Annotated in this window: 11 protein-coding genes; 6 read left to right on the plus strand and 5 right to left on the minus strand. The window is 61.8% G+C overall.

Annotated elements, in window-relative coordinates; translation table 11 throughout:
• Nucleotides 1-324: 324 nt before the first annotated feature.
• Entirely contained in the window at nucleotides 325-585 is a 261-nt protein-coding gene (locus tag KY379_RS23005) for a DUF2798 domain-containing protein (protein WP_133331136.1), read from the minus strand.
• Between the two features lie 114 nt (nucleotides 586-699).
• Here KY379_RS23005 and KY379_RS23010 point away from each other — a divergent pair, with 114 nt between their 5' ends.
• Nucleotides 700-1,629, plus strand: coding sequence for a LysR family transcriptional regulator (locus KY379_RS23010; RefSeq protein WP_261241524.1), 930 nt, complete (start codon nucleotides 700-702; stop codon nucleotides 1,627-1,629).
• 42 nt (nucleotides 1,630-1,671) lie between these two features.
• On the opposite strand, the gene KY379_RS23015 is transcribed toward KY379_RS23010, so the two are convergent.
• The 3 genes from KY379_RS23015 to KY379_RS23025 form a co-directional block, all read right to left on the minus strand.
• On the minus strand, nucleotides 1,672-2,937 hold the full coding sequence (locus KY379_RS23015) for an OmpP1/FadL family transporter (protein WP_261241523.1): 1,266 nt from the start codon (nucleotides 2,935-2,937) through the stop codon (nucleotides 1,672-1,674).
• A gap of 145 nt (nucleotides 2,938-3,082) precedes the next feature.
• A complete protein-coding gene (locus KY379_RS23020) occupies nucleotides 3,083-3,565 on the minus strand; it encodes a hypothetical protein (RefSeq protein WP_133331130.1) in 483 nt (160 codons plus the stop codon).
• Between the two features lie 248 nt (nucleotides 3,566-3,813).
• A complete protein-coding gene (locus KY379_RS23025) occupies nucleotides 3,814-4,038 on the minus strand; it encodes a hypothetical protein (RefSeq protein ID WP_016715487.1) in 225 nt (74 codons plus the stop codon).
• A gap of 959 nt (nucleotides 4,039-4,997) precedes the next feature.
• On the opposite strand from KY379_RS23025, the gene KY379_RS23030 reads away from it, so the two are divergent.
• Nucleotides 4,998-5,420, plus strand: a complete 423-nt coding sequence (locus tag KY379_RS23030) for a tetratricopeptide repeat protein (RefSeq protein ID WP_133331128.1) — start codon at nucleotides 4,998-5,000, stop codon at nucleotides 5,418-5,420.
• Between the two features lie 186 nt (nucleotides 5,421-5,606).
• On the plus strand, nucleotides 5,607-6,980 hold the full coding sequence (rmuC, locus tag KY379_RS23035) for a DNA recombination protein RmuC (protein WP_261241525.1): 1,374 nt from the start codon (nucleotides 5,607-5,609) through the stop codon (nucleotides 6,978-6,980).
• Here the strand turns inward: rmuC and KY379_RS23040 are convergent.
• Nucleotides 6,952-10,428 (minus strand): PAS domain-containing hybrid sensor histidine kinase/response regulator, encoded by a 3,477-nt coding sequence (locus KY379_RS23040; RefSeq protein ID WP_133331124.1) that lies wholly within the window; start codon nucleotides 10,426-10,428, stop codon nucleotides 6,952-6,954. The two genes, rmuC and KY379_RS23040, sit on opposite strands and share 29 nt — an antisense overlap.
• A 198-nt stretch (nucleotides 10,429-10,626) precedes the next feature.
• Here KY379_RS23040 and KY379_RS23045 point away from each other — a divergent pair, with 198 nt between their 5' ends.
• The 3 genes from KY379_RS23045 to KY379_RS23055 all read left to right on the plus strand — a co-directional run bounded on the left by KY379_RS23045 (nucleotide 10,627) and on the right by KY379_RS23055 (nucleotide 13,700).
• Entirely contained in the window at nucleotides 10,627-11,358 is a 732-nt protein-coding gene (locus KY379_RS23045; RefSeq protein ID WP_133331122.1) for a GntR family transcriptional regulator, read from the plus strand.
• Nucleotides 11,359-11,533: 175 nt separating this feature from the next.
• Nucleotides 11,534-12,367, plus strand: coding sequence for an amidohydrolase family protein (locus tag KY379_RS23050; RefSeq protein ID WP_261241522.1), 834 nt, complete (start codon nucleotides 11,534-11,536; stop codon nucleotides 12,365-12,367).
• 31 nt (nucleotides 12,368-12,398) lie between these two features.
• The gene (locus tag KY379_RS23055) at nucleotides 12,399-13,700 is read left to right on the plus strand and encodes an SLC13 family permease (RefSeq protein WP_133331118.1); all 1,302 of its coding nucleotides are present in this window, start codon (nucleotides 12,399-12,401) and stop codon (nucleotides 13,698-13,700) included.
• The last annotated feature ends 24 nt before the right edge of the window (nucleotides 13,701-13,724 follow it).

Consider the following 13,724-nt stretch of genomic DNA (forward strand, 5'->3'; position numbering starts at 1 on the left):
CAAGCGGTTTTGTGCAACTTTTTCCAAGAAAAAAGTTGCCCGCCGTAAAGGCGGAAGGGGCCAGTAGCGCCGCTACATCCCTTGGATCAGCCACACAAGCCCAAAGCCCCAACCCCCCAGAGAACCCAGAGAGCCCAAAACCAAAACCCTGCCCCCACTAATCCGTGAAGAGCCCCAAAAAAGGCTGGCGGTATGACTCACCCACATACGTCCCTTGCGCTGCGGAGTCCCCTCGCTACGGCGCGCCCTGAGGTCGCAATCGACGGCGTCTGAGCTACCGCGCACTTAGAAGCCAAAGCCAAAGCCAGAGCCAAAGCCGCCGAGTCAGTGTGGGTGCACGGTCAGGGCGACCAGTCGCATCACGATGGGGCGGACCATCAGTACACAGACGAACGCGACCGGCATCGCCAATTGATAAGCCTTCAGCACATTGCTCAAATAGTCCGGATTCACCCCCGCATTCGCTGCGGTGATGACGAAACACATCAACAACGCCATGATCGACGACATGTAGAACGCGAACACGTAAGGCGTGGCCGCCGGGCGAAGTCTGCGCCGAGGGCGGGGCTGGGACAGGTTGCTCATGCAAACTCCTGGATGAAGGGTGAGATCGCAGGTTAGCAACGTTGGGAACGCGTCCTGTAGACCTGCTACGCTAAGTTCTTTATAAATTAATTCTTACGAATCATCAGGCGCGCCATGGACCTGCTAAACGCCATCCGCAGCTTCGTCAAGGTTGTCGAGGCCGGCAGCATCGCCGGCGGTGCGCGTGTTCTGGGCGTGACTCCGGCAGCTGTCAGCCAGAATCTGGCGCGCCTGGAAAGCCACCTGCAGGTTCGCCTGCTCAGCCGCACCACGCGCAGTATGGCTCTGACCCCCGCTGGAAACCTGTACTACGAGCGGGTCCGCCAGGTCGAACGTGAACTGACTTTGGCTGAGCAAGCGGTGACCACGCCCGACAGTGAACCGCAAGGTCGCCTGTGCATTGCCTCGACGTCCGCCTTCGGGCGGCATGTGCTGGCGCCGCTGATACCTGAGTTCAACGCTCGCTATCCGCTGCTTTCGATAGAATTGGTAATGACTGACCGTCGGGTGAATCACGCTCGCGAAGATGTCGATGTCAGCCTGCGCATCGCCCCGCAGTTGGAGGACCAGCTGCTCGCGCGACAGATAGCCCGCATTCCATTCATCTGCTGTGCATCTCCCGGCTACCTGGCCAAGGCCGGGCTGCCCGCTACACCTGAGGCCTTGCGTGGTCATCGTTGTCTGGTGTTTCGCTATCCGGTCGACGGCCGCTATCTGCGCTGGGGCTTCGTCCGTGACGGTCTGCGCTTCGAGGCCGAGTTCGGTGCCGTGCTGATTAGTGACGACATCGATGCCCTAGCCCAAATGGCGCTCAATGATGGCGGGATTACTCGACTGGCAGAGTTCATCGTTCGACCGTATCTCGACTCGGGCGCACTGGTGCCGTTGTTCGAGTACAGCGACAGTGGTCAGGCCTATGCCCAGACAGAGCCGATGGACGTCTATCTGTGCCTGGCCGACCGATTCGCCATCACCCCCAAGGTGCGTGCATTCATGGAATACCTGCGCGAATCGCTCGGCGACAGCTGGCAAGTCCAGACGTGAAAAAACCGCCACGAGGGCGGTTTTCCATACAGCGGGTGGCGATCAGAAGCGGTAGGTGAGGGAAGCACCGATACCGTGAGCGCTGTTTTCGTACTTGGCCTGGTAGCTGCCTTTGGTGGCGCTGACCTGGTTGACCTTGGTGTCTTCTTCCCACAGATAAGAGTAAGCCACGTCGATGGTCATGTCGTCGTTCGGGCTCCAACCGGCACCCAGGCTGAAGACCTTGCGGTCGCCGGTCGGAATGCGTGGAGAACGGTCGGTGTTGTTGGTCGGGGACTGGTCCACGGTGAAGCCGGTGCGCAGTACCCACTCCTTGTTGACGCGGTAGGAGGCACCGATGGCGTGGGCCCAGGTATCGTGCCAGTTCTGTTCCTCGGTGATGGTCTCGAACGCCGAACCTTGCAGCGGTGCTGGGACATCGTTCTGCACGGTGATGTTTTCCAGACGGCTCCAGCGGGTCCAGGTGCTACCGGCATACAGGGTCCAGTGATCATCCAGTTCGTGGGTCACGGAAAGATCGACGGATTCAGGCGTCTTGATCTTCAGGGTGGCGTCGAACTTGCTGCCGTCGTAGGGACCGATCAGCGGGGTGCTGACGCGGGTCTTGCCTTCGAGCTTGTAATCGACCATCGAGTGATAGGTCAGGCCGATGCGAGTACGGTCGGTTGCCTGGACCAGGATACCGATGTTGTAGCCAACGGCGGTGTCGTCACCCTTGATTTTCACTTCGCCGTCGTTGCTGCCAGGGCTGAAGGGGGTGATCAGACTCGAACCCAACTCACCCTCGATGCGGTTGATGGTCGGGCCAAAGCCGATCGACACCTTGTCGTTGAAGGCATAGCTGACGGTCGGCTGGAAGGTGACGACCTGGACATGGCTCTTTTTACCCCAGTAGCGGGCGGCGTCGTCACTGCCGTAGTCGGTTACCAGGCCGAACGGTACGTAGACACCGAAGCCGACGCTCCAGTGATCGTCGAGCGGTTTGACGTAGTAGCCCATGGGCACGCCAACGGTTGGCACCATATCACCATCGGTTTCCCCCCCGAGGTTGCTGCCTGGCCCGGAAATATCGGTTTTTGCGATGACGGCTGCGCCGCCCACGGTGAACTGTTCGCGCTTCAGGCGGGACATGCCCGCAGGGTTGCCGAACACGGTGCTGGCATCTTCGGCAGAAGAAGAACGACCCGCGAAACCCGTACCCATGGCGCTGATGCTTTGCTCGTTGAGCGCAAAGCCACTGGCGAGCAGTTGGCTGGAAGCGACGGCAACGGCTACGCCGAGGGAGGTTTTGAGCATTGCTTTTTTCATTATTAGAACTCCTTGAGGTCTCCGGGGCGAAAAGCTACCAACAAATCACGCGCCGCGCTATAGGCTCAAACGCAGGAGATAGAGCGCTTTTGTAGGACAATCCGACCAAAATTCCTTTTTATCTCATCACAATGTAGGACCAGTCTTACGAGGCCTGTGGGATCTTTTGCGAGACGCAGGTCTGCCAGGCGACCGTGAAGTCGCGCAGGCGGCCTTGCGGATGGAACACCTGGCGCCAGATTCGTGCCAGCCCGAGTAAGTCGTCGGCCGCCGGCAATGGCGCAGCGTGCTCCTCGATGAGCATCCAGGCGATGGCGGTGGAGTAACGCAGATTGACGGCCAGTTCCAGGTAAGGGCCGCCGAGGAAGGCGTGCTGACTGGCCAGGCCGCGGACGAGGCTGGCAAGGTCTGGGTCGCGGGCCAGGTACTGGTCCCATAGGGCCTGGTGACGTTGCTCGCCGATCCGGTACAGGCCGTGCCCGCGCCGATCATGCAGTACCGAGCCCAGGGCCGACTGGCTGGCGGCAACGCCCAGCAACAAAGCTTCAGCGCTGGCGCAATGACGGTTGAGGTAGACCAGGGTTGGCCGGATCACATACTGACACAATTCCTTCGCGGCAATACTCATGATGCCCTCGAGCAGTAATGAGCCGACGGGCGCTGGAGCTTGGCAGCTAGTGAATGGTCAGGCCCGCCGGAAGCGGCTCGCACCGCTCGAGTTGAAGTGTAGTGTGATAATGCGGGTGTAAAAGGCTGTTTTTAAATCGATTGCGGCCCGTCGCCCCGCGCCATATGCCTTGTGGCAATTACGCCAAGAACCAATGGCTGTACGGGAGACGGCTGCATTCAGCGGCTGAATACCAAGGTATTCGCCACTCACGCGGTCAGTGACTGACGTGTACGGGCGATGACCGCCTGCAATGGCTCCGATCGGCTGTACTGTTCTGGGTACAGGCGCTCGGTGTGGCAGGCGACGCCGTGCTCGTCCACCAGGGTGAAACTGAAGCTGCCCTTGCGGGGAGCCACGATGAGGCATTTCAACGGCGAAAAGGCCTGGGAGAGGGTGCCAATGGCAGCCTGAATTTGATGATGAGTGTGCATGTTGTTGGATGTTCCTGCTTTAAACACGGGGATTAAGATCCGTGCATGATAGAAACGTTCCAGTGACGCCTTTATTAAGGGACGAACGAACCTGACCGGAACAGGGCAGCCAGAGAGGGCGCAATCAAATAGGGGCGCTTGGGCTGACTGGTAGGTACTTCAGAAGGCAGGCAATGCTCCGGGGCCAAGGTTCTAGGCTGCCGGGCTGGATCCTGATCAATCTGTCACGTGATTCGTGCTTGGGCAGCGGAAGGCTGGCGAGTGAATCATCGATTGGCCGGTCCTGGTTTCAGCGGCGGGCATCTCTGTGACGCGCACAGAAGAATGGGCAGCAAGGACTCGAATGGCCGGAATTGACTTTCAGCTGGGTACTAACGGAGCGCACCTTAGCGCAGATGCAGGTATTTGGCAAGCACTTTCACTTGTGCTTCGGGGAGCCGAACATTATGGCGTCAATCACCATGGCTGTGAAGGGGGTGAACGATCCGGGAACCGCCACGATGTGCTGATTCAGTGCATCATCGTCCGCCAACCAAGCCGGTTGTGCACATTTGCAGTGCGGGTTGTAACGGGTCGGCAACAAGGCCACAGACGCTCGCCAATGACTTGACTAGCGCCTTAAGTCAATGAAAAAAAACACTATTTTTTGCTGGTGAAAAAATCGTCAGTTTGACTGAGGCCCCCGTTTTACGGGGGTTTGAGAGCCCTTTAGAGGCGTTGTCCACCGACTTATCCACAGGAACTGTGGATTGTCCAAAGCGCTTGCTCTAGAACGGGCGTGCCAGCAATCTGCAGGACCATCCGACAATTGTCGGGCATCGACTGACTGTCCGGTCCGACGATCGGAAGCGTCAAGAAAAGATCATTTAAAATTTTTTCCATCCAATGGGAATCTGCGCGCCTGAAGACCGAAAAAAGAGTAGAGTGGCGCGCTTTTCGAATTGCCATGCTGCCTGGTCATGAAGTTTCGCGGTAAATCACTCGTCCCACCCGCTGCACCGTCGTCGGCGGCGCCTGCCAAACGTTTTTCCCTCAAAGTGGCCTTATGGTTGCTCGACAGTCCGCGCCTGGGGGACAAACCCCAGGTCAAGCATCTGGCCGGGCGCCTGCTCAAGCAGCCGGCGCGCCAGGGCGTGGTTGTGGCGCAGAGTCGCCTGGGACAGATGCTCTGTCGCGATTGCGGAAATTCCCGTGATCGGCGTATTGGCCACGAACTGCTGCGCCAGGCAGCCCGCGCCGGGGACCGGCGGGCCCAGTTGGAGTATGCGCGGGTGTGCCAGTCCAGCGAGCCGGAGCAGGCGCGGTACTGGCTGGAGCTGGCCGCGGGGCAGGGCTCGCAGGAGGCGCGTGGTTTGCTCAGGCTGTGGTTTCCTGAGGGGTGATGCGGCACAGGCAGCCCGTCCGTCAGGCTGATAAGCTGCACTGCATTTGTATCAGCATCGATCGGGGTAACCATGGCAGTGGATCTGACCAGCATCCTGCTGGGCATCGTAATGGCGGCGGTGCCATGCGTGGGCTGGGTCATCCAGCAACAGCGTCGCTATAGCCGCCGCGAGGGGGAGCACGCGTTGCTGGAGGAGCGCCTGCACAGCGCGCAGCTTGCCCAGGAAGGCCTGCAAGCCCAGCTCGAGGCCAATCGCGACGAGATCAGCGACCTCAGCGAAGCCAACACCGTCAAGCAGGCCCAGTTGGCCGCTCAAGGCCGCGAACTGGAGCTTTTGCAGATCGAGCGCGACAACGCCCGCGATGCCGCCCATGCCTGGAACCTCGAGCGTGCCAACCGCGAGGCCGAGTTGCGTCGGCTCGAGGTCCAGGCTGCCGGGCTGCAAGCCGAGCTGCGCGAGCAGCAGGAAAGTCACCAACAGCGCCTGGACGATCTGCAGGAGGCCCGCGATACGCTGCGTGCCCAGTTCGCCGACCTGGCCACGAAGATCTTCGACGAGCGCGAGCAACGCTTCGCCCAGACCAGCCAGCAGCACCTGGGGCAATTGCTCGACCCGCTGAAGGAGCGCATCCAGGCTTTCGAGAAGCGTGTGGAGGAGAGCTACCAGCAAGAAGCGCGCGAGCGTTTCTCCCTGGGCAAGGAGCTGGAACGTCTGCAGCAGCTCAATCTGCGCTTGTCCGACGAGGCCACCAACCTGACCCAAGCGCTCAAGGGGCAGAAAACCCAGGGTAACTGGGGCGAGCTGATTCTCGAGCGGGTACTGGAGCACGCGGGGCTTGAAAAAGGTCGTGAATACCAGACCCAGGTCAGCCTCAAAAGCGCCGATGGCGAACGCTTCCAGCCCGATGTGTTGATCATGCTGCCTGGCGACAAGCAGGTCGTGGTGGACGCTAAGGTCAGTCTCACCGCCTACCAACAGTTCGTCAGCAACAACGACGAAAACGCGCTAAAGCAACACGTGCAATCGTTGCGCAGCCATGTCAAAGGCTTGTCGAGCAAGGACTACAGCCGTCTCGAAGGTCTTCACAGCCTGGATTTCGTCCTGCTCTTCGTGCCTATCGAAGCGGCATTCTCGGCAGCCTTGCAGGCCGAGCCCAACCTGTTCCAGGAGGCCTTCGACCGACAGATCGTCATCGTCAGCCCGACCACGCTGCTGGCGACCCTGCGGGTCATCGACAGCCTCTGGAAACAGGAGCGTCAGGGCCAGAACGCGCGGGAGATCGCCGAGCGCGCAGGATGGCTCTACGACAAGTTCGTGCTGTTCATCCAGGATCTGGACGAGCTGGGCAGTCGTCTGCAGCAGGTGGACAAAGCCTATGCTTCGGCGCGCAACAAGCTCTGCGAGGGGCGTGGCAACCTCGTCAGCCGCAGCGAGCAGCTCAAGCTGCTCGGCGCGCGGGCGAGCAAGAGTCTGCCGGCCGACCTGCTGGAGCGGGCACTGTCCGACGAGGCGCTGGCCGGCGAGGCGGTTACTGAGCCAGGCTCAGATGACGGTTGAGCAGGGCGCGCAAGGCCGCCGGCTTGACCGGCTTTGCCAGGTAGTCGAGCCCGGCGGCATGGACCGAGGCAATGGTCTCGTTGCGCCCATCGGCGCTGATCACCACACCCGGAACCGGCTCGCCGAGGCGCGTGCGTAGCCAGCCCATCAGCTCGGTGCCGGTCTCGCCGTCGTCGAGGTGGTAGTCCACCAGCGCCAAATGCGGGCGCATGCCCTTGGTCAGCAACGCCTCGCATTCTTCCCGGTTGCGTGCCGTCCAGACCTGGCAGCCCCAGCGGCTGAGCAGGCTGTGCATGCCGATCAGAATGCTTTCTTCGTTATCCACGCAGAGCACCTGCAGCCCAGCCAGTGGTTGAGCGCTCTGTTCTACCGCGAGGGCCGGCGCCGGAGCGGCCTGATGGGCGATCGGCACGCTGACTCGGAACACCGTGCCGCGGCCTGGCCACGAGCGGACCTCCAGCGGATGACCCAGCACCCGGCACAGGCCGTCGGCGATCGCCAGGCCCAGGCCCAGGCCTTTTTCAGCGCGGGTCTGATGGCTGTCCAGGCGTTTGAACTCCTGGAAGATCACCTGCAGCTTGTCGTCGGCGATCCCCGGTCCGCGATCCCACACCTCCAGCCACAAACGCTGGCCCTGGCGGCGCACACCCAGCAGGATCGGTCCCTTGCCGTAACGGAGGGCATTGGTCAGGAAGTTCTGCAGCACCCGGCGCAGCAGCTTCATATCGCTGTCGATACGCAGGCGGCTGCCACGCAGACGGAACTCCAGTCCCTTCTCCGCCGCCAGCAGCTTGAACTCCGCCCCCAGGGTGTCGAACAGCTCGTTGAGGGCGAAGGGTTTGGCGTCGGGCGTGACCTTGCCGTTTTCCAGGCGAGAGATGTCGAGAAGGTCGCTGATCAGTTCCTCGGCCGAGCGCAACGAGCTGTCCATATGTTGCACCAGTTGCTGCGCCTCCTCATTCATGGCGCCCTCAGCCTGCTGAGACAGTGCGGCGGAGAACAGCCTCGCTGCATTGAGCGGTTGCATCAGGTCATGGCTGACCGCGGCCAGGAAGCGGCTCTTGGACTGGCTGACCGCCTCGGCCTGGCTCTTGGCTTCGCTCAGCGCCTGGTTCAACTGCGACAGCTCGTGGGTGCGCTCGGCCACCCTTTGCTCAAGGCTTTCATTGGCTTCGCGCAGCGCCTGTTCGGCTTCGCGGAACGGCGTGATGTCGGTGAAGCTCATGACGAAACCGCCACCGGGCATCGGGTTGCCGATCAGCTCGATCACCCGTCCGTTGGGGAACAGCCGCTCGGAGGAATGCGCCCGACCTTGGCGCATCCAGTGCAGGCGGCGAGCTACGTGGACCTGTGCTTCGCCAGGCCCGCACAGGCCGCGTTCGGCGTTATAGCGGATGATGTCGGCAATCGGTCGGCCGACGCTGATCAGCCCGTCGGGGTAGTTGAACAGTTCCAGGTAGCGACGGTTCCAGGCCACCAGGTGCAGATTCTGGTCGACCACGCTGATGCCCTGGTTGATGTTCTCGATGGCGCCTTGCAGCAAGGCGCGGTTGAATTGCAGCACCTCGCTGGCTTCGTCGGCGATACGCACGACATCTTCGAGCTGCATGTCGCGGCCTTCGATGGCTGCCTTGACTACCGCGCGCGTGGAGGACGTGCCGAGCACGCCGGCGAGCAGGCGCTCGGTATGTTCGATCCAGTCGCCGTCGGCGTTCTGGTTGGGGTTGAAGCCCTTGCCTTGGCGGTAGGCGAAGCGGATGAAGCTTTGCCGTGCGCGTTCTTCACCGACGAAGCGCGCGGCCAGGTTGAGCAGGTCGTCGATCTGCACCGCCAGCAACGGCTTGCTGCTCAGGCGGGCAGGCTGCTGGCCGATGAAACGCCCGGCCTGCCAGTGCTCGGAAACCCGCGTGCGCGACAGGATCGAGACCCAGGCGAACAGTGTGAAGTTGCCTGCCAGCGAGAGCACCACGCCCTGGGTGAGCGGCGTGATGGGCAGGTTCAGCGGGTTGCCGTGCAGCCAGGCAAGGCCCGGGAACAGTTCCAGCGACCAGCCCAGGCTTTGGGCGGTGATCGGCAGCACCAGGGTGTAGAACCACAGGAATATCCCTGCCGCCAGGCCGGCGAACACGCCGCGGCGGTTGGCCTGCTTCCAGTACAGCGCGCCGAGCATGGCCGGGGTCAGCTGGGTGACGGCGGCGAAGGCGATCTGGCCGATGGTCGCCAGGCTCGCGGTGGAGCCGAGCAGGCGGTAGCTGACATAGGCCAGCAGCAGGATGACCACGATGGTCACCCGGCGCACCGACAGCATCCAATGGCGAAACGCTTCGAACGGGCGCTCGGCGTTATTGCGGCGCAACAGCCACGGCAGCAGCATGTCGTTGGAAACCATGGTCGACAGCGCCACGGCCTCGACGATGACCATGCCGGTAGCCGCCGAGGCGCCGCCGATGAACGCCAGCAGGGCCAGGCTCGGATGCGCCTCGGCCAGCGGCAGGCTGATGACGAACGAGTCGGAAATCACCGCGCCCGGCAGCAACATCTGCCCGGCCAGGGCGATCGGCACCACGAACAGCGCCGCCAAAGCCAGGTAGGCCGGGAACACCCAGCGCGCCAGGCGCATGTCCTGTGGCTCGATGTTCTCCACCACGGTAACGTGGAATTGCCGTGGCAGACAGATGATCGCCATCATCGCCACGGCGGTCTGCACCACCATCGACGGCCAATTGATGGTCTCCTGCCAATAGCTGTCGAGCTGCACCGCCTGGCGCGCCTGGCCCAGCAGGTCGTCGAAGCCATCGTACAAGTTGAAGACCACGAACACGCCCACGGCGAGAAAGGCCAGTAGTTTGATCAGCGATTCGAAGGCGATCGCCAGGACCATGCCGCGGTGGTGCTCGGTGACGTCCAAACTGCGGGTGCCGAAGACAATGGCGAACAGCGCCAGCACCAGCGACACCACCAGCGCGGTGTCCTGCACGCGGGTGCCGGTGGCGTCGGCGTTGGCGCCGATCAGCAGATTGACGCCGAGCACGATGCCCTTGAGCTGCAATGCGATGTACGGCAGCACGCCGACCAGACAGATCAGCGCCACCACCACCGCCAGGCTCTGCGACTTGCCGTAGCGTGCGGCGATGAAGTCGGCGATCGAGGTGATGTTCTGCTGTTTGCTGATCAGCACCATCTTCTGCAGCACCCACGGCGCGAAGATCATCAGCAGCACAGGGCCCAGGTAGATGGGCAAGAACGCCCAGAGCTGTTCGGCGGCCTGGCCGACCGCGCCGAAGAACGTCCAGCTGGTGCAGTACACCGCCAGCGACAGGCTGTACACCCAGGCACGCAGGCGCGGCGGCAATGGTGTGCTGCGACGGTCGCCGTAGAAGGCGATGGCGAACATGATGGCCATATAGGCCAGGGCGACCACGGCGATCAGCCCGCTGGACAACGACATGGAAACTCCGGAGCAAGAAAGATAACGCGGTCCCGATCAGTCAGTCTGGCATGCAGGCGACGGTTCGTCAGCGCCGACATTGGTTGTAGGCCCTGACCATCAGCGCTGGCGACGGAGGATTGACAGCAGCCCCCCCACCGGGAATCCTTTCAACCGGTCAGACCTATAGATGTTTGCATGAAAAACCGAGAGCGTCCCATGCCCCAATTGTCCGGTGATGCCCGACTACCCCGTTACCAACTGCTGCGTGACCACCTGATCGCTCAGATCGCCAATCACCGCTGGCGCCCAGGCGAGGCGATCGCCACCGAGGCGGCACTGGCCAGTGAATTCGACATGTCCGTCGGCACCGTACGCAAGGCGGTCGACGCCCTGGTGGCCGAAGGCGTGCTGGAGCGCCAGCAGGGCCGTGGCACCTTCATCCGCCGCCCGCAGTTCCAGTCCTCGCTGTTTCGTTTCTTCCGGTTCGAGGGTGCCCATGGCGAACGGCTGATGCCTGACAGCCGTATCCTCTCTGTCGACCCGCTGCCAGCCCCGGCTGTCGCTGCCCAGGCACTGGGCCTGCAGGAAGGCGAGCAAGCGATCCGAATCCTGCGTGTGCGTCTGCTGGGCGCCCAGCCGGTGCTGGCAGAAGAGATCTGGCTGTCGCGAGCACTGTTCCAGCCGTTGTTGCAGGTCGAACTGAATACGATGGGGCCTTTGCTGTATCCCATCTACGAAAGCCTGTGCGGCCAGGTGGTGGCTTCGGCTGAAGAGGTGCTCACCGCCGAAGCGGCCGCCGAGGAGCATGCCCGCCTCTTGCAACTGCCGGTGCAAACCCCGGTGGTGGTGATCGAGCGCCTGGCCCGCGACTATGCCGGCAACCCGCTCGAGTGGCGCCGGTCGCGAGGGCATGCCCAGCACTTCCGTTACCGCATCGACATTCGTTGATGGTCGATGGCGCCCCTGGATCGGGGCGCCGCTTTCTGATTACCCCTGATCGTTCGCTGATTGACAGCGCCACACGGCTGGCTATATGTTCATATATTCATATATATGACTACATGTTTATAAAAATCCGCGACGCCTCGCCGCCGCCATAACAATCGACCAGGGTGATCACTCCATGACCAGCCCCCATCTGCCCCGCATCAGTGGTATCGATACCCACGCCCATATCTTCCGGCAGGACCTGCCGATGGTTCCGAATCGTCGATACAGCCCGGATTATGACGCGCTGATCGAGCAGTACCTCGCTCATCTCGATCGTCATGGGCTGTCCCACGGCGTGCTCATCCAGCCCAGCTTCCTGGGTACCGACAACCACTACATGCTCCAGGCCTTGCGCCGCTATCCCCAGCGCTTGCGTGGCGTAGCGGTGGTGGACGCCAGCATCAGCGACCAGCAACTCGATGACCTGGCGGAAGCGGGCGTGGTCGGGATCCGTCTGAACCTGATCGGCAAGCGCCTGGCCGACTATGCCGGTCCTGAGTGGACGAGCTTGTTCAAGCGTTTGGCCCAACGCGGTTGGCAAGTGGAGATTCAACGAGGCTTCGCTGACCTGGCGTTGATCGTGCCGTCGATCCTGGCCTGTGGCGTGGACGTGGTGATCGACCATTTTGGCTTGCCAGCCGACGGTATCGACTTGAACAACGACAGCCACCGGATCTTCCTGCACCTGCTCGCCGAACCGAAGCTGTGGCTGAAATTGTCAGCCGCTTACCGCAGCCAGTCCGACCTGGCCAAGGCCAAGGTGCTGTTGGCGCAGATGCGTGAGGCCGCCGGAGGGGTCGAGCGTTTCCTGTGGGGCAGCGACTGGCCCAATACCCAGTTCGAGCAGCAGACCGGCTATGCCGAGCAGTACGCCTTGTTCGAGGCCTTGCTGCCCGATGCCGGCGAGCGCACCCAGGTGTTATGCCACAACCCGGTAAAGCTGTTCGGCTTCGACCGTTGCCGCTGATAATTCGATAACAACAACAGGACACTTCAACATGATGAGCATGCTCGTCGTCGCCGCCATCGTCGCGGCCGTCGCCCTCGGCTACAAGACCAAGATCAACATCGGTCTGTTCGCCATCGCTTTCGCCTACCTGATCGGCTGCTTCGGCATGGGCCTGAGCCCGTCCGAGATCATCGGCATGTGGCCGCTGAAGATCTTCTTCGTGATCTTCTCGGTCTGCCTGTTCTACAGTTTCGCCACGGTCAACGGCACCTTGGAAAAGCTCGCCGAACACCTGATCTACCGATGCCGGGCGATGCCGCAGTTGTTGCCCTTCGCGGTATTCTTCGCCGCTACCCTCATCGCTGCCATGGGCGCCGGTTACTACACCGTGCTGGCATTCATGGCGCCGATCACCCTGTTGCTCTGCGAGCGCACCGGCATGAGCTTGATCGTCGGTGGCATGGCGGTGAACTACGGTGCATTGAGCGGCGCGAACTTCATGTCCAGCCAGAGCGGTATCATCTTCCGCGGCTTGATGACCAATGCCGGTATCAGTGACAACCAGGCGTTCATCAACGCAGCCGGTATCTTCGCCAGCACCCTGATCATTCCGTTGCTGGTGATCTCGGCGTTCGTCTTCCTCGCCGGCCATGGTCGTGCCTTGAAAGCATCGGCTTTCAACGCCACGGCACCAGAGCCGCTCAACGCTCAGCAGAAGACCACGTTGTGGCTGACCCTGGCGATGATGGCGATCGTGCTGGCAGCGCCTGTGGCAAGCATCATCCTGCCTGACAACGCTACCGTCAGCTTCATCAATGCCAAGATGGACATCGGCCTGATCGCCAGCATCTTCTCGGTGATCGCGCTGCTGCTGAAGCTCGGTGACGAGCGCAAGGCCATGGCTACCGTGCCTTGGGGGACGCTGATCATGATCTGCGGCGTGGGTATGCTGATTTCCGTGGCGATCAAGGCGGGTACCATCGCCATTCTCGCGTCCTGGATCGGCAGCAGCATTCCGCCGATTCTGGTGCCGGTGGTATTCGGCGTGGTGGCGGCGTTCATGTCGATCTTCTCCAGCACTTTGGGCGTCGTGACCCCGGCGCTGTTCCCGCTGGTGATGCCGATTGCCCAGAGCATGGGCATCGAGCCGATGATCCTGTTCATCGCCATCGTGGCTGGCGCGCAGGCTACCTCGATTTCGCCGTTCTCCTCGGGCGGCAGCCTGATCCTGGGCTCGTGCAGCAACGACAAGAGCCGTGGTTCGCTGTTCCCACAACTGTTGTTCAAGGCGGCGCCGATCGGTTTCGTAGCGGCACTGGGCTTCAATCTGGTCCTGACGTTCGTGCTCTGAGGCTGTTTGGCAACACCGAAACCG

Source organism: Pseudomonas sp. HD6422 (assembly GCF_025377065.1).
In the GTDB taxonomy this organism is placed as follows: Bacteria; Pseudomonadota; Gammaproteobacteria; order Pseudomonadales; family Pseudomonadaceae; genus Aquipseudomonas; species Aquipseudomonas putida_U.

Bases quoted from the DNA above. Each gene is read 5' to 3' on its own strand.
- KY379_RS23005 (WP_133331136.1), bottom strand. From the start codon at position 585: ATGAGCAACCTGTCCCAGCCCCGCCCTCGGCGCAGACTTCGCCCGGCG.
- KY379_RS23010 (WP_261241524.1), top strand. From the start codon at position 700: ATGGACCTGCTAAACGCCATCCGCAGCTTCGTCAAGGTTGTCGAGGCC.
- KY379_RS23015 (WP_261241523.1), bottom strand. From the start codon at position 2,937: ATGAAAAAAGCAATGCTCAAAACCTCCCTCGGCGTAGCCGTTGCCGTC.
- KY379_RS23020 (WP_133331130.1), bottom strand. From the start codon at position 3,565: ATGAGTATTGCCGCGAAGGAATTGTGTCAGTATGTGATCCGGCCAACC.
- KY379_RS23025 (WP_016715487.1), bottom strand. From the start codon at position 4,038: ATGCACACTCATCATCAAATTCAGGCTGCCATTGGCACCCTCTCCCAG.
- KY379_RS23030 (WP_133331128.1), top strand. From the start codon at position 4,998: ATGAAGTTTCGCGGTAAATCACTCGTCCCACCCGCTGCACCGTCGTCG.
- KY379_RS23040 (WP_133331124.1), bottom strand. From the start codon at position 10,428: ATGTCGTTGTCCAGCGGGCTGATCGCCGTGGTCGCCCTGGCCTATATG.
- KY379_RS23045 (WP_133331122.1), top strand. From the start codon at position 10,627: ATGCCCCAATTGTCCGGTGATGCCCGACTACCCCGTTACCAACTGCTG.
- KY379_RS23050 (WP_261241522.1), top strand. From the start codon at position 11,534: ATGACCAGCCCCCATCTGCCCCGCATCAGTGGTATCGATACCCACGCC.
- KY379_RS23055 (WP_133331118.1), top strand. From the start codon at position 12,399: ATGATGAGCATGCTCGTCGTCGCCGCCATCGTCGCGGCCGTCGCCCTC.